General features: G+C 68.7%; 20 protein-coding genes. 16 read left to right on the forward strand and 4 right to left on the reverse strand.

Translation table 11 applies throughout. The features are described from left to right. The first annotated feature begins 50 nt into the window (after window positions 1-50). Window positions 51-1,337, forward strand: coding sequence for a mannosyltransferase (locus A5648_RS18540; protein WP_065025950.1), 1,287 nt, complete (start codon window positions 51-53; stop codon window positions 1,335-1,337). On the opposite strand, the gene A5648_RS18545 is transcribed toward A5648_RS18540, so the two are convergent. Then, on the reverse strand, window positions 1,315-1,599 hold the full coding sequence (locus A5648_RS18545; protein ID WP_065025951.1) for a 4a-hydroxytetrahydrobiopterin dehydratase: 285 nt from the start codon (window positions 1,597-1,599) through the stop codon (window positions 1,315-1,317). The genes A5648_RS18540 and A5648_RS18545 overlap by 23 nt on opposite strands. 33 nt (window positions 1,600-1,632) lie before the next feature. On the opposite strand from A5648_RS18545, the gene A5648_RS18550 reads away from it, so the two are divergent. The 6 genes from A5648_RS18550 (at window position 1,633) to A5648_RS18575 (ending at window position 9,254) form a co-directional block, all read left to right on the forward strand. Beyond that, the gene (locus A5648_RS18550; protein WP_065025952.1) at window positions 1,633-2,025 is read left to right on the forward strand and encodes a (deoxy)nucleoside triphosphate pyrophosphohydrolase; all 393 of its coding nucleotides are present in this window, start codon (window positions 1,633-1,635) and stop codon (window positions 2,023-2,025) included. A gap of 150 nt (window positions 2,026-2,175) precedes the next feature. After that, the gene (locus A5648_RS18555) at window positions 2,176-5,907 is read left to right on the forward strand and encodes a nitrate reductase subunit alpha (protein WP_065025953.1); all 3,732 of its coding nucleotides are present in this window, start codon (window positions 2,176-2,178) and stop codon (window positions 5,905-5,907) included. Then, on the forward strand, window positions 5,907-7,517 hold the full coding sequence (gene narH, locus A5648_RS18560; RefSeq protein WP_065025954.1) for a nitrate reductase subunit beta: 1,611 nt from the start codon (window positions 5,907-5,909) through the stop codon (window positions 7,515-7,517). The genes A5648_RS18555 and narH overlap by 1 nt, the downstream gene beginning before the upstream one ends. After that, complete coding sequence (gene narJ / locus A5648_RS18565; protein WP_065025955.1) at window positions 7,514-8,182, forward strand: nitrate reductase molybdenum cofactor assembly chaperone; 669 nt, start codon at window positions 7,514-7,516, stop codon at window positions 8,180-8,182. The genes narH and narJ overlap by 4 nt, the downstream gene beginning before the upstream one ends. Continuing rightward, a complete protein-coding gene (gene narI / locus A5648_RS18570; RefSeq protein ID WP_207511760.1) occupies window positions 8,179-8,928 on the forward strand; it encodes a respiratory nitrate reductase subunit gamma in 750 nt (249 codons plus the stop codon). The genes narJ and narI overlap by 4 nt, the downstream gene beginning before the upstream one ends. After that, window positions 8,925-9,254 carry a DUF732 domain-containing protein gene (locus A5648_RS18575; protein ID WP_065025956.1) on the forward strand — a complete coding sequence of 110 codons (330 nt, stop codon included), beginning with the start codon at window positions 8,925-8,927 and terminating at the stop codon, window positions 9,252-9,254. The genes narI and A5648_RS18575 overlap by 4 nt, the downstream gene beginning before the upstream one ends. A 9-nt stretch (window positions 9,255-9,263) precedes the next feature. Here the strand turns inward: A5648_RS18575 and A5648_RS18580 are convergent, their stop codons facing one another. After that, window positions 9,264-9,878, reverse strand: a complete 615-nt coding sequence (locus tag A5648_RS18580) for a TetR/AcrR family transcriptional regulator (RefSeq protein WP_065025957.1) — start codon at window positions 9,876-9,878, stop codon at window positions 9,264-9,266. 87 nt (window positions 9,879-9,965) lie between these two features. Here A5648_RS18580 and A5648_RS18585 point away from each other — a divergent pair, with 87 nt between their 5' ends. The 9 genes from A5648_RS18585 (at window position 9,966) to A5648_RS18625 (ending at window position 20,804) form a co-directional block, all read left to right on the forward strand. Next, window positions 9,966-10,796, forward strand: a complete 831-nt coding sequence (locus A5648_RS18585) for a phytanoyl-CoA dioxygenase family protein (RefSeq protein ID WP_065025958.1) — start codon at window positions 9,966-9,968, stop codon at window positions 10,794-10,796. A gap of 16 nt (window positions 10,797-10,812) precedes the next feature. Continuing rightward, window positions 10,813-11,199, forward strand: a complete 387-nt coding sequence (locus A5648_RS18590; RefSeq protein ID WP_065025959.1) for a RidA family protein — start codon at window positions 10,813-10,815, stop codon at window positions 11,197-11,199. Window positions 11,200-11,238: 39 nt separating this feature from the next. Next, a complete protein-coding gene (locus tag A5648_RS18595; protein ID WP_065025960.1) occupies window positions 11,239-11,628 on the forward strand; it encodes a MarR family winged helix-turn-helix transcriptional regulator in 390 nt (129 codons plus the stop codon). A gap of 61 nt (window positions 11,629-11,689) precedes the next feature. Then, a complete protein-coding gene (gene typA / locus A5648_RS18600) occupies window positions 11,690-13,573 on the forward strand; it encodes a translational GTPase TypA (protein ID WP_065025980.1) in 1,884 nt (627 codons plus the stop codon). Window positions 13,574-13,596: 23 nt separating this feature from the next. After that, entirely contained in the window at window positions 13,597-15,495 is a 1,899-nt protein-coding gene (locus A5648_RS18605) for an ABC transporter family substrate-binding protein (protein ID WP_109470843.1), read from the forward strand. A gap of 236 nt (window positions 15,496-15,731) precedes the next feature. Continuing rightward, the gene (locus A5648_RS18610) at window positions 15,732-16,643 is read left to right on the forward strand and encodes a hypothetical protein (protein WP_234787476.1); all 912 of its coding nucleotides are present in this window, start codon (window positions 15,732-15,734) and stop codon (window positions 16,641-16,643) included. A 22-nt stretch (window positions 16,644-16,665) separates the two neighbouring features. After that, window positions 16,666-17,607 (forward strand): N-acetyl-1-D-myo-inositol-2-amino-2-deoxy-alpha-D-glucopyranoside deacetylase, encoded by a 942-nt coding sequence (mshB, locus tag A5648_RS18615; RefSeq protein WP_065025961.1) that lies wholly within the window; start codon window positions 16,666-16,668, stop codon window positions 17,605-17,607. A 139-nt stretch (window positions 17,608-17,746) separates the two neighbouring features. After that, window positions 17,747-18,157 carry a hypothetical protein gene (locus A5648_RS18620; RefSeq protein WP_109470845.1) on the forward strand — a complete coding sequence of 137 codons (411 nt, stop codon included), beginning with the start codon at window positions 17,747-17,749 and terminating at the stop codon, window positions 18,155-18,157. A gap of 67 nt (window positions 18,158-18,224) precedes the next feature. Next, entirely contained in the window at window positions 18,225-20,804 is a 2,580-nt protein-coding gene (locus A5648_RS18625) for a bifunctional FO biosynthesis protein CofGH (protein ID WP_207511762.1), read from the forward strand. 207 nt (window positions 20,805-21,011) lie between these two features. On the opposite strand, the gene A5648_RS18630 is transcribed toward A5648_RS18625, so the two are convergent. Both A5648_RS18630 and A5648_RS18635 read right to left on the reverse strand, forming a co-directional pair. Then, window positions 21,012-23,042, reverse strand: a complete 2,031-nt coding sequence (locus tag A5648_RS18630) for an NADPH-dependent 2,4-dienoyl-CoA reductase (RefSeq protein ID WP_065025963.1) — start codon at window positions 23,040-23,042, stop codon at window positions 21,012-21,014. Beyond that, window positions 23,039-23,584, reverse strand: a complete 546-nt coding sequence (locus A5648_RS18635) for a PadR family transcriptional regulator (RefSeq protein ID WP_065025984.1) — start codon at window positions 23,582-23,584, stop codon at window positions 23,039-23,041. Before A5648_RS18635 ends, A5648_RS18630 begins: the two co-directional genes overlap by 4 nt. Window positions 23,585-23,592: the final 8 nt, after the last annotated feature.

The following is a 23,592-nucleotide window of genomic DNA, read 5'->3' on the forward strand; positions in this document are numbered from 1 at the left end:
TCCGAAGCTAGCTTGTTGCTGGTGAGGCTCAAGTGACACGAGTGTCATTTATGGGACCGTTATGGACCCGAGCCGCGACGGTGATCCGGCTGCCGTTCGCTAAAGTCGTGCGCGTAGACACCACCCTCGACCCCCCGGCCGCGCATTCCTGGACGAACCGATTGACCGCCTCGGCCCCGCTACTGCTGGCGGCCAGCATCGCGGCGCGGCTCGCCTGGACCTACCTGACCCCGCGCGGCGCCAACTTCGTCGACCTGCACGTCTACATCAGCGGTGCGGCCGCATTAGGCCACCCCGGCGCGCTGTATGACTACGTCTACGCCGACCAGACGCCCGACTTCCCGCTGCCGTTCACCTACCCGCCGTTCGCCGCGGTGGTGTTCTATCCGCTGCATCTGCTGCCCTTCGGGCTGGTCGCCTTTCTCTGGCAGATCGGCACCATGGCCGCCCTCTACGGCGTGGTCCGGCTCAGTCAGCGACTGCTCGGGGTCGCCGCCACCTCCGGGCGCCGGGTCGCGATGCTGTGGACCGCGGCCGGGATCTGGACCGAACCATTGCGCAGCACCTTCGACTACGGCCAGATCAACGTGATCCTGGCGCTGGCGGTGCTCTACGCGGTTTACAGCAGCCGGTGGTGGGTGTCGGGTCTGCTGGTGGGGCTGGCCGCCGGGGTGAAGCTGACCCCCGCGATCGCCGGGGTGTACCTGGCCGGGGTGCGGCGCTGGGCCGCCGCGGTGTTCTCGGCGGTCGTCTTCGCCGGCACTGTCGCGGTGTCGGTGTGGGCCACCGGGGACCAGGCGCGCCGGTACTTCACCGAACTGCTCGGCGACGCCCACCGGGTGGGGCCGATCGGCACCTCGTTCAACCAGTCCTGGCGCGGCGGCCTCTCCCGGATCCTCGGCCATGACGCGGGTTACGGTCCGCTGGTGCTGATCGCGGTCGCCGTCACCGCGGTGTTGGCCGTGCTGGCCTGGCGCGCGCTGAGCAGCGACCCCACCCGGCCCGATCCGCTCGGCCTGCTGCTGGTGGTCGAACTCTTCGGGCTGCTGGCCTCGCCGATCTCCTGGACGCACCACTGGGTGTGGCTGGTGCCGTCGATGATCTGGCTGCTGCACGGCCCGTACGCGGATCGCCGCGGCGCCCGGATACTGGGCTGGGGCTGGCTGGCGCTGACCCTGATCGGCGTGCCCTGGCTGCTCAGTTTCGCCCAGCCGAGCATCTGGCAAGACGGCCGGCCGTGGTATCTGGCCTGGGCCGGCCTGGTCTACATCGCCGCCGCGGTGGCCACCCTGGCCTGGATGGCCCGCACGCAGGTCAGCTCGCCAAAGTCCGGTTGATCTCGCCGGCCATCGCCACGTCCTTGTCGGTGATGCCGCCCTCGGAGTGCGTCACCAACGCGAAGGTCACCGTGCGCCAGCGAATATCGATGTCGGGGTGGTGATCCGCCGCCTCGGCGCGCTCGGCGACCCGCCGTACCGCGTCGATGCCGGCCAGAAACGAGTCGAACTTGATCGCGCGACGCAGCGCACCGTCGGCGTGTTCCCAGCCGTCGAGGTCGGTCAGCGCGGCGTCGATTTGTTCATCGGTCAACAAAGCCATACCCGACGGTAGGACGGTATAGCCTCACACGCCATGCCCACCCAGGTCGTCGTCGCCGGAGCTGTGATCGTCGGGCCGGCGCTGCTGATCGCGCAGCGACGCCGCCCGCCGGAGCTGGCCGGACGCTGGGAACTGCCCGGCGGCAAGGTGATGCCCGGCGAGACCGAACCGGCGGCCCTGGCCCGCGAGCTCGCCGAGGAGCTGGGCCTGGACACCGAGGCGATCACCGTGGGGGAGCGCCTCGGCGCTGACGTCGTGCTCGACTCCGGCATGACCTTGCGCGCCTACCGGGTCAGCCTGGCGCGCGGCGAACCCCGGCCGGACGATCACCAGGCACTTCGCTGGGTGACCGCTGTGGACTTACCTGACGTTGACTGGGTACCTGCCGATCGAGCTTGGCTGGCCGAGCTGGCTCGGGCACTGTAGTGAAACAGCTCTGTAAATTGTGCCGATGAATTGGGTCGCTCAGCGATATACCTCGCTACGCTGGGATTTTGGCCTGAGACGGTGCGCTGCGGCGGCCCGGCCTGCTGCCTGAACCGCTGGAGTGCGGCGACCCCTCTAAGGAGAACTCCGATGACACGCGCTACGCCGCCCACCTCGCCGGCACCGCCGTCCCAGGCCCGCATCGGCGGTCCGCTCGAGGAGTTGCTGGAACGCAGTGGCCGGTTCTTCACCCCGGGCGAGGTCTCGGCGGATCGGCGCACCGTCACCCGCCAAGGCGGCCGCGAGGCCGACACCTTCTATCGGGACCGCTGGAGCCACGACAAGGTGGTCCGCTCCACCCACGGGGTGAACTGCACCGGCTCGTGCTCGTGGAAGATCTTCGTCAAGGACGGGATCATCACCTGGGAGAACCAGGCGACCGACTATCCCTCGGTAGGCCCGGACCGGCCCGAGTACGAGCCGCGCGGCTGCCCCCGGGGCGCCTCCTTCTCCTGGTACTCCTACTCGCCGACCCGGATCCGCTACCCCTACGCGCGGGGACCGCTGGTCGAGATGTTCCGCGAGGCCAAGGCGCGCCTGGGTGACCCGGTGCTGGCCTGGGCCGATATCCAGGCCGACCCGCAGCGCCGGCGGCGCTACCAGCAGGCCCGCGGGATGGGCGGGCTGGTGCGGGTGACCTGGGCCGAAGCGACCGAGATGATCGCGGCCGCGCACGTGCACACCATCAAGGCCTACGGCCCCGACCGGATCGCGGGCTTCTCGCCCATTCCGGCGATGTCGATGGTGTCGTTCGCCGCCGGGTCCCGGTTCATCCAGATGCTCGGCGGCGTGATGACGTCGTTCTACGACTGGTATGCCGACCTGCCGGTCGCCTCTCCGCAGGTGTTCGGTGACCAGACCGACGTCCCGGAATCCGGGGACTGGTGGGATGCCGCGTACCTGATGATGTGGGGCTCCAACGTCCCGATCACCCGCACCCCCGATGCGCACTGGATGGCCGAGGTGCGCTACCGCGGGACCAAGGTGGTCAGTGTCAGCCCCGACTACGCCGACAACACCAAGTTCGCCGACGAGTGGATGCCCTGCGCGGCGGGCACCGACGGTGCGCTGGCCATGTCGATGGGCCACGTCATCCTCACCGAGTGCTACGTCAAGCAAGAGGTGCCGTTCTTCACCGACTATGTGCGCCGCTACACCGACCTGCCGTTCCTGATCAAGCTGGAACAGCGCGACGGCCGGCTGGTGCCGGGCAAGAACCTGACCGCCGCCGATCTGGGTCAGACGGTAGAAAATGCCGCGTTCAAGCCGGCCCTGCTCGACGAGGCCACCGACACCGTCGTGGTGCCGCACGGCTCGCTGGGCTTCCGGTGGGGCGACGAGGGCATGGGCAAGTGGAACCTCGACCTCGGCGATGTGCGGCCGGCGCTGACCGTGCTCGACCCGGCGTCCCACAACGGGCACCGGCGCAGCGCCCTGGTGTCGCTGCCGGGCTTCGACACCGTGGACGGCCACGGCACCGTCGTCGAGCGCGGAGTCCCGGTCCGTCAGGTCGGCGAGCACCTGGTTTGCACCGTCTTCGACCTGATGCTGGCCAACTACTCGGTGGGCCGCCCCGGGCTGCCCGGCGAATGGCCCACCGGGTACGAGGACGGCACCGCCGTCAACACCCCGGCCTGGCAGGAGCCGATCACCGGGGTCTCGGCCGCCCAGGCGATCCGGGTGGCGCGCGAGTTCGCCCGCAACGCAGAGGAATCCGGCGGCCGGTCGATGATCATCATGGGTAGCGGAATCTGCCAGTGGTTCCACGGCGACGCCACCTACCGGGCGGTGCTGGCACTGCTGATGCTGACCGGCTCGATGGGGCGCAACGGCGGCGGCTGGGCGCACTACGTCGGCCAGGAGAAGGTGCGCCCGCTGACCGGGTGGCAGACGATGGCCGCCGGCAACGACTGGTCGCGGCCGCCGCGCCAGGTGCCGGGCACCTCGTACTGGTACGCCCACACCGACCAGTGGCGCTATGACGCCTACGGGGCGGACAAGCTGACCACGCCGCTGGGGCGGGGCCGGTTCGACGGCAAACACACCATGGACATCCTCGCTTCGGCCACCGCGATGGGCTGGAGCCCGTTCTATCCGCAGTTCGACAAGTCCAGCCTGGATGTGGCCGATGCGGCCGGCGCGGCCGGGCGGGACGCGGGGGAGTACGTCGCCGAGCAGCTCGCCGCCGGCGAGCTGAAGCTGTCGGTGACCGACCCGGACAACCCGGTGAACTGGCCGCGGGTGCTCACGGTATGGCGGGCCAACCTGATCGGCGCCTCGGGCAAGGGCGGGGAGTACTTCCTCAAGCACCTGCTGGGCACCGACGCCAGTGTGCTCGGCGAGCCACCGGCCGGCGGGGTCAAGCCGAAGAATGTGCGCTTCGACAGCGACATTCCCGAAGGCAAGCTCGACCTGCTGATGTCGATCGACTTCCGGATGACCTCGACCACCCTGATGTCCGACGTCGTGCTGCCCGCGGCGACCTGGTACGAAAAGGCCGACCTGTCCTCGACCGATATGCACCCGTATGTGCACTCGTTCTCCGCGGCGATCGACCCGCCGTGGGAAACCCGCAGCGACTACGACGCGTTCGGCGCGATCGCTCGCACCTTCAGCGGACTGGCCAAAAAGCACCTGGGAGTCCGCAGCGACGTCGTGCTCACCGCGATGCTGCACGACACCGCCGACGCGATGGCCTATCCCGAGGGAACCGAACGCGATTGGCTGAACACCGGCGAGACGCCGGTTCCCGGCAAGACGATGCCCAAAGTCACTGTGGTGGAACGCGATTACACCGCAATTCACGACAAGTGGCAGTCGCTCGGCCCGCTGGTGGACACCTTGGGGCTGACCACCAAGGGCTACACCGTGTTCCCGCACGAAGAGGTCGAAGACCTGGCCGGCCGGTTCGGGGTGATGAAATCCGGTGCCGGAGAAGGGCGCCCGGCGCTGACCACCGCGACGCGGATGGCCGATACCGTGCTGGCACTGTCGGGCACCACCAACGGCCGGATCGCCACGGAGGGCTTCCGCGAACTGGAGAAGCGCACCGGGCAGCGGCTGGCGCACCTGTCGGAGGGCAGCGAGGAGAAGCGGATCACCTACGCCGACACCCAGGCCCGCCCGGTGCCGGTGGTCACCAGCCCGGAATGGTCCGGCAGTGAGACCGGCGGCCGGCGCTACGCCCCCTTCACCATCAACATCGAGTGCCTCAAGCCGTTCCACACCCTGACCGGCCGGATGCACTTCTACACCGCGCACGACTGGATCGAAGAACTCGGTGAGCACATGCCGGTCTACCGGCCACCGCTGGACATGGTGCGGCTGTTCGACGCCCCCGAGCTCGGCGAGGTCGGCGACGGCATCGGCATCACCGTGCGGTACCTGACCCCGCACTCGAAGTGGTCGTTCCACTCCACCTACCAGGACAACCTTTACATGCTGTCGCTGTCCCGGGGCGGGCCGACCATGTGGATGAGCCCGGGAGACGCCGCGAAGATCAATGTGAAAGACAACGATTGGATCGAGGCGGTCAACGTCAACGGGGTGTTCGTCGGCCGGGCGATCGTGAGTCAGCGGATGCCGGACGGGGTGGTGTTCGTCTACCACGTGCAGGAGCGCACGGTCGACACCCCGCGGGCCGAGACCAACAACAAGCGCGGCGGCACCCACAACTCGCTGACCCGGATCCGGGTCAAGCCCAGCCATCTCGCCGGTGGCTACGGCCAGCACGCGTTCGCGTTCAACTACCTGGGGCCGACCGGCAACCAGCGCGACGAGGTGACGGTGGTGCGCCGCCGCACCCAGGAGGTTCGTTACTGATGAAGGTAATGGCTCAGATGGCCATGGTGATGAACCTGGACAAATGTATCGGGTGCCACACCTGCTCGGTGACCTGCAAGCAGGCCTGGACCAACCGCGAGGGCACCGAGTATGTGTGGTTCAACAACGTCGAAACCCGCCCGGGCGGAGGCTATCCGCGCACCTACGAAGACCAGAACCGGTGGAAGGGCGGCTGGACGCTCGACAAGAAGGGCCGGCTGCGGCTGCTGGCCGGCGGACGCGTCCACAAGCTGCTGAACATCTTCGCCAACCCCAACCTGCCCGGTCTGAAGGACTACTACGAACCGTGGACCTACGACTACGAGAACCTCACGTCGGCGCCGCTGGGCGACACCATCCCGGTCGCCGCGCCGCGCAGCTCGATCACCGGCGACCCGATGAACATCGAGTGGGGCCCCAACTGGGATGACAACCTCGCCGGTTCGCCGGAGAACCTGGTCAACGACCCGATCCTGGCGAAGGTCAGCGATCAGGTCAAAAGCGAGCTCGAAGAAACCTTCATGTTCTACCTACCGCGGATCTGCGAGCACTGCCTGAACCCGTCGTGTGTGGCGTCGTGTCCGACCGGGGCGATCTACAAGCGCGAAGAAGACGGCATCGTGCTGGTCGACCAGGACCGGTGCCGCGGTTGGCGGCTGTGCGTGTCGGGATGCCCGTACAAGAAGGTGTACTTCAACCACAAGACCGGCAAAGCCGAGAAGTGTCACTTCTGCTATCCCCGAATCGAAGTCGGACTGCCCACGGTCTGCTCGGAGACCTGTGTCGGGCGGCTGCGCTACATCGGGTTGGTGCTCTACGACGCCGACAAGGTGCTCGAAGCGGCGTCGGTGGAGAAAGACACCGACCTCTACGAGGCGCAGTGCGGGGTGTTCCTGGACCCGACCGACCCCGAGGTGATCGCGGGCGCGCGCGCCGAGGGAATCTCCGACACCTGGATCGAGGCTGCCCAGCGCTCGCCGATCTACGCGCTGATCAACACCTACAAGGTGGCGTTGCCGCTGCACCCGGAGTACCGCACCATGCCGATGGTCTGGTACGTCCCGCCGCTGTCCCCGGTCGTCGACGCGGTAGCCCGCGACGGGCACGACGGGGAAGACCTGGGCAACCTGTTCGGCGCCCTTGACGCGCTGCGTATCCCGATGGCCTACCTCGCCGAGCTGTTCACCGCCGGCGACACCGGCGTCATCGAGGGCGTGCTGCGGCGCCTGGCGGCGATGCGCTCCTACATGCGCGACATCAGCCTGGGCCGAGAGACCCAGCCGCATATCCCCGCTTCGGTCGGTATGACCGAGGAGGAGATGTATTCCATGTACCGTTTGCTGGCTATCGCCAAATACGAAGAGCGCTACGTGATTCCGACTGCCTATAGCCAGAAGGCGCACGAGCTCGAACACATGGGGTGCTCGATCACCGGTGGTCCGAACGGGTATGAGGACGACCCGTTCGTGAGCGCCGACGGCCAAGACCAGTCGTCGTTCCACATGGTCGAGAACGGCGGACACGCCCAACGGCCGCGGGGCCGGACCAACCTGCTCAACTGGGGCGGCGGCGATCAAGCGGTGCCCGAGATGTTCCCGGAGCACCAGTGAAGCGGTTCATCCGCTCCCTGCGGCGCCAACCCGGCGGGCCGGGCGACCGAGCGGTGTGGCAGGCGGCGTCGCTGTTGCTGGCCTACCCCGACGAGCAGCTGCAGCAGCGGCTCGACACCGTGGAAGCGCTGCTCGCCCACGCGGATGCGACCCCGGCGGAGCTGCTGCGGCGCACGGTGGCCGCGCTGCGCGCTTCCGATCCGATGACGGCTGCCGTCGACTATGTCGAAACCTTCGACATGCGACGGCGTTCGACGATGTTTTTGACGTACTGGACCGGCGGGGACACCCGCAACCGGGGGATGCAGATGCTGGCGTTCGCCACCGCCTATCGCGAGGCCGGCGCCGAGCCGCCCGCCGGGGAGGCACCCGATCACCTGCCGGTGGTGCTGGAGTTCGCCGCGACGGTCGACCCCGAGGCCGGGCGCCGGCTGCTGCTGGCGCACCGGGCGCCGATCGACGTGCTGTACAAGTCGCTGAGCGACGCAGAATCAGCGTATGCCCACACGCTGGCCGCGGTGTGCGAGACACTACCGGCGGCAACCGATCAGGAGGTGCAGAACGTGACCGAGCTGATGGCGTCTGGGCCACCGGCCGAAGCCGTTGGGCTGCAGCCATACTCGGCGACTGTGTCGCTGGGGATGCCGAAGGTGCCGATACGATGACCGAAGTCACCGTCATCAGCCCCGCGGAGTTGTGGTGGGACATCGTGCCCTACTTCGTGCTGGCCATCGCCGGTGTCGCCACCTGGTGGCGGTACAAATACGACAAGTTCGGCTGGACCACCCGCTCGTCGCAGCTGTATGAGTCCAAGCTGCTGCGGATCGGCAGCCCGATGTTCCACTTCGGCAGCTTCGTGGTGATCATCGGCCACATCGTGGGCCTGTTCGTCCCGGAGTCCTGGACCCGTGCGCTGGGGATGAGCGACCGCCTCTACCACCTGCAGGCGCTGATCCTGGGCCTTCCCGCCGGTATCGCCACGCTGATCGGCGTCGGGCTGCTCATCTATCGCCGGCGCACCGAGCGATCGGTGTTCAAAGCCACCAGCGTCAACGACAAACTGATGTATCTGGTGCTGGTGTGCGCGCTGGTGGTCGGCATGAGCTGCACCCTGATGGGCACCACCGCCTACGGGGAGCAACACGACTACCGCGAGACGGTCTCGGTCTGGTTCCGGTCGATCTTCGCCCTCGACCCGCGCGGTGATCTGATGCTGCAGGCCCCGCTGTACTTCCAGGTGCATGTGCTGATCGCGCTGAGCCTGTTCGCGCTCTGGCCGTTCACCCGTCTGGTGCACGCGTTCAGCGCGCCGATCGGATATCTGTTCCGGCCCTACATCGTCTATCGCAGCCGGGACGTGGCCAAGAAGAATCAGCCGATGGGCTCCCGGCCGCCGCGGCGGGGCTGGTGAGGCTGTTCGCGGCGCTGCCCGCCGCGCTCATGTTGATCGGTCTGGCCGCGCCTGCCCAGGCCGATCCGGCCACTGACGACACCGACTTCCTCGCGGCCCTGCAGGCGGCCGGCATCACCTACAACCGCCCGGATCAGGCCGTGGTCACCGCGCGGATGGTGTGCAAGTTGATCACGGACGGCAAGCCGAGCACGGAGGTGCTCGAGGGCCTCAAGGAGCGCAATCCGGGGCTGTCGACCGAGCACGGAACGGTGTTCGTCGGGATCGCCGCACGGTCGTACTGCCCGGATCAGCTGGTGCAGAACCCTGCCGCGGGAGCGCAGTAGCGGTCTGCGCTACGGCCGCAGCTTGTTCAGCTCGTCGGTGACCAGTGCCTCGAGCCGGGCGGGCGGGAACCGGGCGGGTTCGCTGACCGCGTGCAGCGCCAGCCCGTCGACCAGTGCGCACAACACGTCGCATTGCGCGGCGGGATCGAAGTCGGTTCGCAAGGAGCCGTTCTGCTGGCCCTTGGCCAGCAGGGACCTGATGCCGCCGCGGATGGCGCTGTAACCGGCCCGGAACGCCTCCGCGAACGCGGGCTCGGTCTCGGCGCTGGCCAGCACCTGCGCGTAGAAGCGCGGCATCACCTGCTCGGCCTCGGTGGTCGGTAACGGGATCACGCACATCCGGCGCAGCCCCTCGAAGGTGTCTGTCATCGACACGGCCTGGCCGAGCAGATCCTCGAACGGGGCGAGCACCGCGTCGGCCGCCGCGACCAGCAGCTCCTGCTTGCCGGTGAAGTGGTGCATCACCACGCCGGTGGTGTAGCCGATCTCGCGGGCGATCGAGCGCAGCGAAGCGCCGGACAGTCCGTCGCGGGCGATCACCCGCACGGCCGCATCCACGACCTCCGCCCGCCGGTCGCCGCCGGCCTGCGCCGAATGCCGCGAGGCGGTTCCGTCGGTGGGCATCAGATTCCTCCGGGGCTTGACAACGCGGCAAACGGGAACGAGCATAACACTCGTTACGGACATCACAACTGTTATGAGGTACGGGTCATGCAGGTAACCGAGCAGCTCAAGCAGGATTTGGCGACCGACGGCGCCGTCGTCGTCCGGAATCTCTTCGACACCGAACAGCTCCGCCGGGTCAGGCAGAGCTACGACTACGGGATCGCCCATCCGAGCCCGCAGGCCAAGCGGGTCTACCCGGGCACCGCCGACGAGCACTTCAACGAATACGGCAACCCGGACAACATCGAGCAGTACCTCGTGCTGATCAAGGATCTGGGACTGGCCGACTTCGCGGCGGCGCTATGGGATTCCGAGCACGTGTGGTTCCTGGGCGAGGAGCTCTTCATGAAGAAGGGCGGCAAGGCCGGTCGCTCACCCTGGCACCAGGACACCTCCTACATGCCGGCCCACGGGCCGCATCTGCTCAACATCTGGATCAGCTTCGAGAAGCTCCCCAAACGCAACGCGCTCGAGTTCGTCCGCGGCTCGCACCTCGGTGCCCAGTACGACGGCACGTCCTACACCGATCCGACCGATCCCACCAAGCCGCTGTGGGGTGACGGCAGCTGGCCCCGGCTGCCCGACATCGAGGCCGAGCGCGCGCAGGATCCGGCGTCCTGGGACGTCATTTCCTGGGATCTCGAACCCGGTGACGCGCTGGTCTTCCACTCCGGCATCCTGCACGGCGGCGCCCCGGTGACGCCGGACTGCCCGGAGCGCCAGACACTGGTGTTCCGGTTCTTCGGTGACAAACTCTTCTACCGGCCGCTGCCGTCTACCAAGCCCGATTTCGGGCATGACATCAGCGGACTCAACGACCCTTCGCTGACGCTCGGCGCCCCCTACCATCCCGAATACTTCGCGCAGCTGCGCTGAATCCCGAGGAGATCCCATGGCCCGCACCATCATTCCGGCGTGGATGCAGCCGATGCACGACACCTATCACTTCGCCCCGGCGGTCATCGACGGTGATCACCTGCGCTGCTCGGGAATGATCGGCCTCCGTCCCGATCTGACCGTCTCGGAGAATCTCACGGAGCAATTCACTCAGGCGTTTGAAAACCTCCGCGATCTGCTGGGAGAGGTGGGCCTCGGCTTCGCCGACGTCACGGAGATGACCACGTATCACATCGGCCTCGCCGGGCATATCGAGGAGTTCTGCGCGGTCAAGGACGCCTTCATCTCGGCGCCGTATCCGGCCTGGACCGCCGTCGGCATCTCCGAACTGGCCTCGCCCGGGGCCGCGGTCGAGATTCGGATCACCGCCCGGCTGCGCTGATTGCCGCGCGACCGGCAGGGCGCGGCATAAAGTGACGGCGTGGCCCTGCCTGACGACGTCTATGCCCGGCTGCTTACGTTCCGGACGCGGCTGCGGCGCTTCGAGCGCTGGAGCGCTGACCAGGCGCAGGCTGCCGGGCTGACCCCGGCGCAACACCAGTTGCTGCTGGCGGTCCGTGGCCACAGTGACTCGCGGGGACCCACGGTCGGTGACGTCGCCGAATACCTGCTGTTGCGCCACCACAGTGCCGGCGAGCTGATCCAGCGTGCCGAGGCGGCCGGGCTGGTCACCCGGGTCCGCGACAGCGAAGACCAGCGGGTGATCCGGCTGCAGCTCACCGAAACGGCGGCGCATTGCCTGCAATCGCTGACCGAGCTGCACCTCGAGGAGCTGGAGCGGTTCAGCGCCGAGTCCCCGCTGGGGCTGTGACCTTCGTTGCTCTAGGCTTCTCGTTTTCGCGATTGGCGGGGTGCGCTGGCAGAATCGCCCGGTGAACTTTCGTAACGTCGCCATCGTCGCGCACGTAGACCACGGCAAGACGACTCTGGTCGACGCCATGCTCCGCCAGTCCGGCGCCCTGCAGGAACGGGGAGAGGCCGCCGACCGGGTGATGGACTCCGGTGACCTGGAGCGCGAAAAGGGCATCACCATCCTGGCCAAGAACACCGCCGTGCACCGCCACCACGCCGATGGAACCGTCACCGTCATCAACGTGATCGACACCCCGGGCCACGCCGACTTCGGCGGCGAGGTGGAGCGCGGGCTTTCCATGGTCGACGGGGTGGTGCTGCTGGTCGACGCGTCCGAGGGCCCGTTGCCGCAGACCCGGTTCGTGTTGCGCAAGGCGCTGGCCGCGCATCTGCCGGTGATTCTGGTGGTCAATAAGACCGATCGGCCCGACGCCCGGATCGCCGAGGTGGTCGAGGCCAGCCACGATCTGCTGCTCGATGTGGCCAGCGACCTCGACGACGCGGCGCAGGCCGCCGCCGAGCACGCGCTGGGGCTGCCGACGCTGTACGCGTCGGGCCGCGCCGGGGTGGCCAGCACCACCGCACCCGCCGACGGCTCGGTTCCCGATGGGGAGAACCTCGACCCGCTGTTCGACGTGCTCCTCGAGCACGTACCGCCGCCCTCGGGTGACCCGGAGGCGCCGCTGCAGGCGCTGGTCACCAACCTCGATGCGTCGGCCTTTTTGGGCCGGCTCGCGCTGATCCGGGTCTACAACGGCCGGATCCGCAAGGGCCAGCAGGTTGCCTGGATGCGCGAGGTCGACGGCGAGCCGGTCACCACGACGGCGAAGATCACCGAGTTGCTGGTCACCGAGGGGGTTGAACGCACCCCGACCGAGGAGGCGGTCGCCGGTGACATCGTCGCCGTTGCCGGCATCGGCGACATCATGATCGGCGATACCTTGGCCGACCCGGCCGCCCCGGTCGCGTTGCCGCGCATCACCGTCGACGAGCCGGCGATCTCGGTGACGATCGGCACCAACACCTCCCCGCTGGCCGGAAAGGTCTCGGGCCACAAGCTGACCGCGCGAATGGTGAAGAGCCGGCTGGACACCGAGCTGATCGGCAACGTCTCGGTGCGGGTAGTGGACATCGGGCGCCCGGACGCCTGGGAGGTGCAGGGCCGTGGCGAGCTGGCGCTGGCCATCCTCGTCGAGCAGATGCGCCGGGAGGGCTTCGAGCTGACGGTCGGCAAGCCGCAGGTCGTGACCCGCAAGGTCGACGGCAAGGTGCACGAGCCGTTCGAGCACCTGACCGTCGACTGCCCGGATGAGTATGTCGGCGCCATCACCCAGCTCGCCGCCGGGCGCAAGGGCCGGATGACCGAGATGGCCAACCACACCACCGGTTGGGTGCGGATGGAGTTCATCATCCCCAGCCGCGGTCTGATCGGCTGGCGCACCGACTTCCTCACCGAAACCCGCGGGACCGGTATCGCCAACGCGGTCTTCGACGGCTATCAGCCGTGGGCCGGCGAGATCCGGGCCCGGCACACCGGCTCGCTGGTGAGCGACCGGGCCGGGTCCATCACCCCGTTCGCCCTGATCCAGTTGGCCGACCGAGGCCAGTTCTTCGTCGAGCCCGGGCAGGACACCTACCAGGGCATGGTGGTCGGGATCAACCCTCGCGCCGAGGACCTCGACATCAACGTCACCAAAGAGAAGAAGCTGACCAACATGCGGTCGTCGACGGCCGATGTGATGGAGACGCTGGCCCGGCCGATCGAGCTGGACCTGGAGCAGGCGATGGAGTTCTGCGCCGCCGACGAGTGCGTCGAGGTCACCCCCGAGGTGGTGCGGGTGCGCAAGGTCGAGCTGGATTCGACGCTGCGGGCGCGCAGCCGCGCCCGGGCCAAGAACCTCTAGATTTGGGCCGCCCCGATACCCTGGTGGCCGTGCCGAAGCCCCTCCGCCGCGTTCCTCTGACGGCGGGCGCACTGGTTTCGGCGATGCTGCTGGTGTTGAGCCAGGCGTGCACGGTCAATCCGCCGCCGGCGCCGCAGAGCACCGAGACCCCGAAAAGCGCCGCGCCCCCGCCGCAGCGCATCAGTCAGATCATCATGGGCATCGACTCGATCGGCGCCGGGTTCAACCCGCACCTGCGCTCCGATCTGTCGCCGGTCACCGCAGCCATCAGTGCGCTGGTGTTGCCCAGCGCCTTCCGGCCGATCCCGGATCCCGGCACGCCGACCGGTTCCCGCTGGGAGATGGATCCGACGCTGTTGGTGTCGGCCAAGGTGACCGATGACGCGCCGTTCACCGTGACCTATCGGATCCGGCCCGAGGCCTCCTGGACCGACAACGCGCCCATCGCGGCCGACGACTTCTGGTACCTGTGGCAGCAGATGGTCAGTCAGCCGGGCGTCGTCGACCCGGCGGGGTATGACCTGATCACCGGGGTGCACTCCGTCGACGGCGGCAAGCGCGTGGTGGTCACCTTCGCCAAGCCGTATCCGGCCTGGCGGGAGCTGTTCAGCAACATTCTGCCCGCGCACATCGTCAAGGATGTGCCCGGCGGTTTCCCGGCCGGGCTGGCCCGGGCGCTGCCGGTCACCGGCGGCCAGTTCCGGGTCGAGAACATCGATCCGCAGCGCGACGCGATCCTGCTCGCCCGCAACGACCGCTACTGGGGCCCGCCGGCCAAACCGGACCTGGTGCTGTTCCGCCGCGCCGGGTCGCCGGCCGCCCTGGCCGACTCGATCCGCAACGGTGACACCCAGGTGGCCCAGGTCCACGGCGGCTCGGCGGCCTTCGCCCAGCTGTCGGTGATCCCGGGGGTGCAGACCGCCCGGGTGGTCACACCGCGGGTGATGCAGTTGGCGCTGCGGGCCGGGCAACCCAAGCTGGCCGACGTGCGCGTCCGCCGGGCGCTGCTGGGGCTTCTCGACGTCGGCCTGCTGGCCACGGTGGGCGCCGGGAGCGACAACACCGTCACCTTGGCCCAGGCCCAGATCCGCACGCCCAGCGACCCCGGCTACGTGCCGACCGCCCCGCCGGCCGTGTCCGACTCGGCGGCGCTCGCGCTGCTACAGGCGGCCGGCTACCAGGTCGAGAAGGATGCGCCGCCCTCCGCGCTGGTACCACCGGCGGGCGCCGAGCCCACCCTGCCGCACCCGCCGGAGATCACTCGCGGCCGAATCAGCCAGGACGGCGAACAGCTGTCGCTCGTCATCGGGGTGGCGGCCAATGACCCGACCTCGGTGGCCGTGGCCAACACCGCCGCCGACCAACTGCGCAACGTGGGCATCGCGGCCACGGTGCTGCCGCTGGACTCGGTGAAGCTCTACCGCGAGGCGCTGGTGACCCATCAGGTCGACGCCATCGTCGGCTGGCAGCAGGCCGGCGGCGATCTGGCGACACTGCTGGCGTCGCGGTATGGCTGTATCGCGCTGGAGGCCACCACCGTGCCGACGTCCGGTGGCCCAGCCCCGTCTGCGGCTCCGGTCCCTCCGTCGTCCTCACCCGCGGCGGAGTCGACCACACCGACGTCGAAGGTGCCGCCGCGGCCGGCCGGCTCCCCGGCGCTGGTGCAGGCGCCGTCGAACATCACCGGCGTCTGCGACCACGGCATCCAGGCCGAGATCGATGCGGCACTGGATGGCAGCAAGCCCATCAGCGAGGTGATCGCGGCCGTCGAACCACGGCTGTGGAACATGGCGACCGTGCTGCCGATCCTGCAAGACACCACGATCGTGGCCGTCGGTCCCAGCGTGGCGAACGTCAGCCTGTCCGGGGCGGTGCCGGTGGGCATCGTCGGCGACGCCGGAATCTGGGTGAAGCGGCCGTAGGGGCGGGTCCGGCAGGAGAATAGCCGAAGTAAATGCTTCTGGTTCGCTGAGAGATGGCCTGCGGGTCTCCCCGACGGCCGGTCGGCGGAGCTAAGGTCGCAAGGTTGGGAGGTTCGTCGTGCCGGGGGGAGGGGAGCCGTCGTCCGAGCTGAAATCGGACCCGTCTGCGTCTTGCGCACAGATAATCCTTGGCTAGTATTAAGCAACTTGCCGCCGACAAGTGGAGAGGACGGTTGATGGAACACCTCGCTCACCGGTGCGCCACCGTGGCAGCTGCAGCGCTCGCCGTCGGCGGACTGGTCGCGGCTCTGACTCCGACCACCCAGTCCCTGCCTGACGTGCAGATTCGCGCCTTCGACCTGGCCAACTCAGCGGCGGCGAACGTGGACGTCAACCCCGGCCTCGAAGTGGCCGAGAGCCACGCGCGCATCGATTTCCCCGGTCTCGGTGGCCTGGAGTCACAGCAGGTCACGCTGGGCGATCTGCTGTTCGGCCATGGTGAGAACGAACTCGGCACCGGGTCGCCGGTCGACATCGGCGACATCGAGAAGGAGTTGAGCGACCTGCTCGGCGTGGGGGGAACCCCGGACCCGCAAAGCGTGCTCGGCGTTGTGCCATCAGTCGTCGATTTCGGTGGTGTCGCGGGTCCGTCGGTGGCAAGCTTCAGCGGCGGCAGCGAGCAGGCCGCCAACGCCGCGGTGGCAAGCCTGACAACCGGCATGTATGCCCTGATGCAGGGCCTGCCGGCGGCCTACCAGTCGCTGCTCAGCGGGATTGCCAGCCTCGAATTGGCGTTCAACAACGCCCTGGTGCAGGCGCAACTGGACGTCGTCGGACAGATGCCCGGCGACAGCGCAGCCAGCGAGGTCGCCCACTTCATCTTCCTCGCCAACAACTCGATCGTGGCCCAGAACGAACAGGCGCTGAACAGTCTGCTCGGCATCGACCTCAGCGGAGACGCCCTGCAGAACAGCTTGTTCGGCAGTTTCGATCCGGGCAGCGCCGCGTTCGGAGCCGACTGGGATGCCCTGCTGGCCTCCTTCAGCCCGGACACGGTCTCGGCGGTTCTGCACGACAACCTCGCGTTGCTGCTGACCGACCTCGACATCCCCAACTACCTGGCGAGCTTCATCCTCGGCCTTTTCTGATCCGGGCGGTAGGGTTCGGCCGATGTCAGATCGGACCCCGCGACTGTTGTTCGTGCATGCTCATCCCGACGACGAGACGCTGACCACCGGGGCAACGATCGCCCACTACGCCGCCCGCGGCGCCGACGTGCACGTGGTGACCTGCACGCTCGGCGAAGAGGGCGAGGTCATCGGGGACCGCTGGGCGCAGCTGGCGGTCGATCACGGCGACCAGCTCGGGGGCTATCGGATCGGCGAGCTCGCCGCCGCGCTGCAGGCTCTGGGTGTCGGTCCGCCGCAGTTTCTCGGCGGCGCCGGCCGGTGGCGCGATTCCGGGATGGAGGGCACGCCCGCACGCCGCCAACAGCGGTTCGTCGACGCCGACGACGCCGAGACCGTGGCGGCGCTGACCGCCGTCATCCGGCGGCTGCGTCCGCACGTGGTGGTGAGCTATGACCCGCACGGCGGCTACGGCCATCCCGACCATGTGCACGCCCACCGGGTCACCACCGCGGCGGTGGCGGCCGCGGCAGACGACAAGGCCGGCCAGGGCTGGACCACCCCGAAGTTCTACTGGGCCGTGACGGCCGCCAGTGCATCGCGGGCCGCCCGGGACGCACTGCGGGATGCCGACCGGTTGCCGCACTGGACACTGCCGGGCGAGGGCGACGCGGTGGGTGAGTTTCCCGACGAACGGATCGACGCGGTCATCGAGGCCGCCGAGTCGCGCCCGGCCAAGGTGGCGGCCATGGCGGCGCATGCCACCCAGGTCACCGTGGGGCCCACCGGCCGGGCGTTTGCGTTGTCCAACAACGTGGCTCAGCCCATTCTGGACAGCGAGTACTACGTGCTGGCCGCCGGTCGCGCCGGTCCGCGTGACGCACGGGGCTGGGAATCCGATCTGCTGGCCGGACTTGAGCTCGGCGACGCCGGGCACGGGGTAGGCTCTGCTGAGCAAGTCCCTGACGTAGAGCTGAAGGCGTAGGCATGGATCCCGATCTGGACCCGAACTTGGAGCACTGGCAGTGGTGGCTGGACAGCTTCCAGTGGATGGTCGGTTCGATGGTCAGCCAGCTGGACAGCATCCCCACTTGAGCCGCGTCGCGCCGCTCACCGAGCCCGCGATGAATACCGCTACGCCGGGGCGGGCAGCCGACTACCCGGTACTGACCCTGCTGGCCGTCGATGGCGTGCTCTGCGCCGTGACCAGCGCCCTGCTGCTGCCCGCGCACATCGGCGCCGTCCCGTTTCCGCTCAGCGCCTTGGTCGGCGGCCTGGTCAATGCCGGTTTGGTGTGGCTGGCTCTGCGCTGCACGTCGTCGCTGCGGTTGGCCGCGCTGCCGCTGTGGGCCTGGCTGGTGGCGATCGCGGTGATGACGTTCGGTGGCCCGGGCGACGACCTGATCTTCGCCGACCGCGGCGTGATGGCATACGGCGTGTTGCTGATGATCGTGCTGGGCAGCGCACCGCCCGGGTGGCTGCTTTGGCGGCGCCGCCAGGCGCTGTCGGCAGCCCGGCCGGTGGGCGAGCCCTGAGGGACGGGCGGGCGCGACCTGCGCCCGTCGGGCCGGTTGGCGCGGCGGCTACTGTGGCGCGTATGGCATGCGCGAGATTCCGGATGCGGGTGGAACGCGGATGACGAACCCGTCGGCGCTGCGGCGTGTCCTGCGGCGGGCCCGTGACGGCGTACTTCTCAATATCGAGGAGACCGCCATCGCGATGAGTGCGCGCGGTTCCGACCTGGCCGACCTGTGTGCGAGCGCCGCCCGGGTGCGCGACGCCGGTCTGGTGTCCGGCGGCCGGCGCGGGCCGGGTGGTCGGCTGCCGGTCAGTTATTCGCGCAAGGTGTTCATCCCCGTCACGCACCTGTGTCGGGACACCTGCCATTACTGCACCTTCGTGACCGTGCCCGGGGTGCTGCGAGCCCAAGGCAAGCAGATGTACCTGGGGCCCGACGAGATCCTCGAGATCGCACGCCGCGGCGCCGAATTGGGCTGCAAGGAGGCACTGTTCACCCTGGGCGACCGGCCCGAGGAGCGCTGGCCCGAAGCGCGCCAATGGCTCGACGAGCGCGGCTACGACAGCACGCTGGCCTATCTGCGGGCGATGGCGATCCGGGTGCTGGAGGAGACCGGCCTGCTGCCGCACCTGAACCCCGGGGTGATGAGCTGGTCGGAGATGTCGCGGCTCAAGCCGGTGGCGCCGTCGATGGGCATGATGCTGGAGACCAGCTCGAGGCGGCTGTTCGAGACCAAGGGGCTGGCGCATTACGGCAGCCCGGACAAGGACCCGGCGGTGCGGCTGCGCACGCTGGCCGACGCGGGACGACTCTCGATCCCGTTCACCACCGGCCTGCTGGTCGGCATCGGCGAGACACTGGCCGAACGTGCCGACACCGTGCACGCGATCCGCAAGGTGCACAAGGAGTTCGGCCACATCCAGGAAGTGATCGTGCAGAACTTCCGGGCCAAGGAGCACACCGCGATGGCGTCGACGCCCGACGCGGGCTTCGAGGAATTCCTGGCCACGGTGGCCGCGACCCGGCTGGTGCTGGGCCCGAAGATGCGGGTGCAGGCGCCGCCCAACCTGGTCTCGGCGCAGGAGTGTCTGGCGCTGATCGGCGCCGGGGTCGATGACTGGGGCGGGGTGTCACCGCTGACCCCGGATCACGTGAATCCGGAGCGGCCGTGGCCGGCGCTGGACGAGTTGGCCGCGGTCACCGAGCGGGCCGGTTACGACCTGGTGCAGCGGCTGACCGCCCAACCCGATTACGTGCAGGCCGGTGCGGCGTGGATCGACCCGCGGGTGCGCCCGCATGTCGCCGCGCTGGCCGATCCGGCCACCGGATGGGCGCGCGAGGTCAACCCCGTCGGGCTGGTCTGGCAGGAGCCCGACGACGTGCAGTCCACCGGCCGGATAGACCTGCACACCGCGATCGACGTCGATGGGCGCGCCACCGAGACCCGCAGTGATCTGGGCAGCGCATTCGGGGACTGGGAGTCGATTCGCGAACAGATCCACGAACTGGCTGCCCGCGCGCCCGAACGCGTCGACACCGACGTGCTGGCCGCGCTGCGCTCAGCCGAACGCGATCCGGCCGGGTGCAGCGACGCCGAGTATCTGGCCCTGGCCACTGCGGACGGCCCGGCTCTGGACGCGGTTGCCGCACTGGCGGATTCGCTGCGTCGCGAAGCCGTCGGCGACGACGTGACCTATGTGGTCAACCGCAACATCAACTTCACCAATGTCTGTTACGTCGGCTGCCGGTTCTGTGCGTTCGCCCAACGCAAGGGCGATGCCGACGCGTTTTCGCTGTCCAACGCCGAGGTCGGCGAACGCGCCTACGAGGCGCATCTGGCCGGCGCCACCGAAGTGTGCATGCAGGGCGGGATCGATCCGGAGCTGCCGGTCACCGGTTACGCCGATCTGGTGCGGGCGGTCAAGGAGCGGGTGCCGTCGATGCACGTGCACGCGTTCTCTCCGATGGAGATCACCAACGGGGTGTCCAAGAGCGGCTTGAGTATTCGCGAGTGGCTGATCAGCCTGCGCGAGGCGGGGCTGGGCAGTATCCCGGGCACCGCCGCGGAGATCCTCGACGACGAGATCCGCTGGGTGCTGACCAAGGGCAAGCTGCCGACCTCGACGTGGGTCGAGGTGGTCACCACCGCGCATGAGGTCGGACTGCGGTCCAGCTCGACGATGATGTACGGCCACATTGATTCGCCGCGGCACTGGATCGGACACTTCCGGGTGCTGCGCGATATCCAGGACCGCACCGGAGGTTTCACCGAGTTCGTGCCGCTGCCGTTCGTGCACCAGAGTTCGCCGCTGTATCTGGCCGGCGGAGCGCGCCCGGGACCCAGCCACCGCGACAATCGCGCGGTGCACGCGCTGGCGCGCATCATGCTGCATGGCCGGATCCCCAATATCCAGACCAGCTGGGTCAAGCTGGGCGTGGAGCGCACCCAGGTGATGCTCAACGGCGGAGCCAATGATCTGGGCGGCACTTTGATGGAGGAGACCATCTCCCGGATGGCCGGCTCCGAACACGGGTCGGCCAAGACCATCGCCGAGTTGGTCGGGATCGCCGAGGGCATCGACCGCCCGGCCCACCAGCGCACCACCGACTACGCGCCGATCCCGGCGCGAGAGTGCGCGTCCCCGGTCGACACACCGGGCTGACAGCCGGGATTGCGCACGCTCGCCATGCCATACAGGCTCGCAGCGAAATCGGCGCCAGCCCTGCGCGGCGGCCCGGTTGACGCCGGCGACACCGGTGCCGGAGTCGACCGCGACCATCGCGGACTTGAAGATGGCGGTCGCCCGCACGGTGGGTCTTTTCGGCCGATGACTTCCCCTGCGAGCTGGGGGCACCTCGCACGTACAGCGCTACAGGCGGGCGGCCAGTTCGGTGCCCTGCTTGATCGCGCGCTTGGCGTCCAGCTCGGTCGCCAGCGCCGCCCCGCCGATCACGTGCGGGCGCAGCCCGCGTTCGCGCAGCCCGTCCTCCAGATCGCGCACCGGTTCCTGGCCGGCGCAGATCACCACGTTATCCACCGCCAACAGCTGCGGGTGTGACTTCTTCGGCCCGTAGCTGATGTGCAGCCCGTCGTCGTCGATCCGCTCATAGTTCACCCCGGAGAGCTGTTGGACGCCTTTGGCTCTCAGTGACGCCCGGTGCACCCAGCCACTGGTCTTGCCCAGTTTGCGGCCTTGGGCTCCCGCGGTGCGGGCCAACAGGTACACCTGCCGAGCCGGAGGCGACGGGTCGGGCGCCACCAGTGCTCCCGGGGCATCCCACGGGTCGGCGGCACCCCACTCGGCCTTCCACTCTTTGAGGTTCAGCGTCGGGGAGGACTCCGGGTTCTCCACCACCAGGAATTCGCTGACATCGAAGCCGATCCCGCCGGCGCCGACCACCGCCACCGCGGCTCCCACCGGGCGGCCGGTGATCGCTTCGGCGTAGGACAGCACCATCGGATGCTCGATGCCGGGGATCTGCGGGATCCGGGGCGTCACTCCGGTAGCCAGGATCACCTCGTCGAAGCCGGTCAATTCGTCGACATGTGCCCGGCGGCCCAGCCGCACCGTCACCGCGTACTTGTCCAGCATCGCGGTGTAGTAGCGAATGGTCCCGGCGAATTCCTCTTTGCCGGGAATCCGCTTGGCGAGGTCGAATTGGCCCCCGATGAACTCGTTCGCCTCGAACAGTGTCACCTGGTGGCCGCGTTCGGCGGCGCTCACCGCCGCCGACAGCCCGGCCGGCCCGGCGCCCACCACCGCGATGCGCCGACGACGCCGCGTCGGGCTGAGCACCAGCATCGTCTCGTGGCCGGCTCGGGGATTGACCAGACACGAGACCTTCTTGTGCACAAAAGCATGGTCCAAACAGGCCTGGTTGCAGGCGATGCAGGTGTTGATCTCGTCGGCCCGGCCGGCGGCGGCCTTGCGTACCCAGTGCGGATCAGCCAGCATCGGGCGGGCCATCGAGATCAGCTGCACCGATGTCTCGGCGAGGATCTGCTCGCCCGCCTGCGGCATGTTGATCCGGTTGGACGCCACCACCGGGATGCTGACGTGCTCGGCGACCGCGTGGGAGACGTCGACGAATGCGCTGTTGGGCACCGACGTCACGATGGTCGGCACCCGGGCCTCATGCCATCCGAAGCCGGAGTTGATCAGGGTGGTCCCGGCCTCCTCGACTTCGGTTGCCAGCGCGAGGACTTCGTCCCAGCTCTGGCCCTCTTCCACATAGTCGGCCATCGACATCCGGTAACAGATGATGAAATCCGGCCCCACCGCCGCACGGGTGCGGGCCACGATTTGCACCGGGAATCTGCGCCGGTTGGCCGCGGTGCCGCCGTAGCGGTCGGTGCGCTTGTTGGTGCGCGGCGCCAGGAACTGGTTCAGCAGATAGCCTTCGCTGCCCATGATCTCGACACCGTCGTAGCCGGCCTCGCGGGCCAGTTCGGCCGCCCGGACGAAGTCGGCGATGGTCGATTCGACCCCCCGCGACGAGAGCGCGCGTGGCCGGAACGGGTTGATCGGGGCCTTGATCGCCGACGCGCTGACCGAAAAGGGATGGTAGGCATAGCGTCCCGCGTGCAGGACTTGAAGCAGGATCTTGCCGCCCGCCTCGTGCACCGCCTCGGTGACGCGCCGGTGGCGGCGGGCGTCGGCCGGGGTGGTCATCGCCGAGGCGAACGGCAGCAGCCACCCCGTCCGGTTCGGGGCGTATCCACCGGTGATGATCAGCCCCACGCCGCCGCGGGCCCGCTCGGCGAAGTATTCGGCCAGTTTGCCGATGTCGGAGGCGCGGTCCTCCAGGCCGGTGTGCATCGAGCCCATCACCACCCGGTTGGCCAGGGTGGTGAACCCCAGGTTCAAGGGGGACAACAGGATCGGGTACTTAGCTGTCACAGTGCCGCCCTAATCTCGTCGAGCCAGTCGATGGCGCTTTCCTCGGCCCGAATCCCGCCGCGCAGCACCAGGTACTGATGCAGCGCCGCCCCCGTCAGCGTGCCGGGGTCCGGGAACTGGCGTTTCTCCAACTCCCGGTACAGGTCCAGTCGTTCGGCGCGTTCGGCGCGCAGCGTGGCGGCCTGGGCGGCTACCGCCGCGGCGTCGCCGTAACAGGCGGCTCGCACCTTCACCGCGAGGTCGCGCAGCGGCGCGTCGACCACCGCATTCCGGCGACCGGCCAGCGGTGCGGCGATCCAGCGGGCCAACTCGGCCTGGCCCGCGTCGGCGACCGTGTAGACCTTCTTGTCCGGACGGCCGCGCTGGCTCACCTCGGTGGCGTGCACCCAGCCGTCGGCTTCCATGGTGCGCAAGGTGCGGTAGATCTGCTGGTGGGTGGCGCTCCAGAAGTACCCGATCGAGCGGTCGAATCGGTTGGCGAGCTCATAACCGGAGCCGGCCTGCTCGCGCAGCGACACCAAGATCGCGTGGGGAAGAGCCACGAGCGCGA

Origin of the sequence: Mycolicibacter sinensis (assembly GCF_001673565.1) — a bacterium.
GTDB classification, from domain to species: Bacteria; Actinomycetota; Actinomycetes; order Mycobacteriales; family Mycobacteriaceae; genus Mycobacterium; species Mycobacterium sinense_C.

Bases quoted from the DNA above. Each gene is read 5' to 3' on its own strand.
- A5648_RS18540 (WP_065025950.1), top strand. From the start codon at position 51: ATGGGACCGTTATGGACCCGAGCCGCGACGGTGATCCGGCTGCCGTTC.
- A5648_RS18545 (WP_065025951.1), bottom strand. From the start codon at position 1,599: ATGGCTTTGTTGACCGATGAACAAATCGACGCCGCGCTGACCGACCTC.
- A5648_RS18550 (WP_065025952.1), top strand. From the start codon at position 1,633: ATGCCCACCCAGGTCGTCGTCGCCGGAGCTGTGATCGTCGGGCCGGCG.
- A5648_RS18555 (WP_065025953.1), top strand. From the start codon at position 2,176: ATGACACGCGCTACGCCGCCCACCTCGCCGGCACCGCCGTCCCAGGCC.
- narH (WP_065025954.1), top strand. From the start codon at position 5,907: ATGAAGGTAATGGCTCAGATGGCCATGGTGATGAACCTGGACAAATGT.
- narI (WP_207511760.1), top strand. From the start codon at position 8,179: ATGACCGAAGTCACCGTCATCAGCCCCGCGGAGTTGTGGTGGGACATC.
- A5648_RS18580 (WP_065025957.1), bottom strand. From the start codon at position 9,878: ATGCCCACCGACGGAACCGCCTCGCGGCATTCGGCGCAGGCCGGCGGC.
- A5648_RS18585 (WP_065025958.1), top strand. From the start codon at position 9,966: ATGCAGGTAACCGAGCAGCTCAAGCAGGATTTGGCGACCGACGGCGCC.
- A5648_RS18590 (WP_065025959.1), top strand. From the start codon at position 10,813: ATGGCCCGCACCATCATTCCGGCGTGGATGCAGCCGATGCACGACACC.
- A5648_RS18610 (WP_234787476.1), top strand. From the start codon at position 15,732: ATGGAACACCTCGCTCACCGGTGCGCCACCGTGGCAGCTGCAGCGCTC.
- mshB (WP_065025961.1), top strand. From the start codon at position 16,666: ATGTCAGATCGGACCCCGCGACTGTTGTTCGTGCATGCTCATCCCGAC.
- A5648_RS18620 (WP_109470845.1), top strand. From the start codon at position 17,747: ATGAATACCGCTACGCCGGGGCGGGCAGCCGACTACCCGGTACTGACC.
- A5648_RS18625 (WP_207511762.1), top strand. From the start codon at position 18,225: ATGCGCGAGATTCCGGATGCGGGTGGAACGCGGATGACGAACCCGTCG.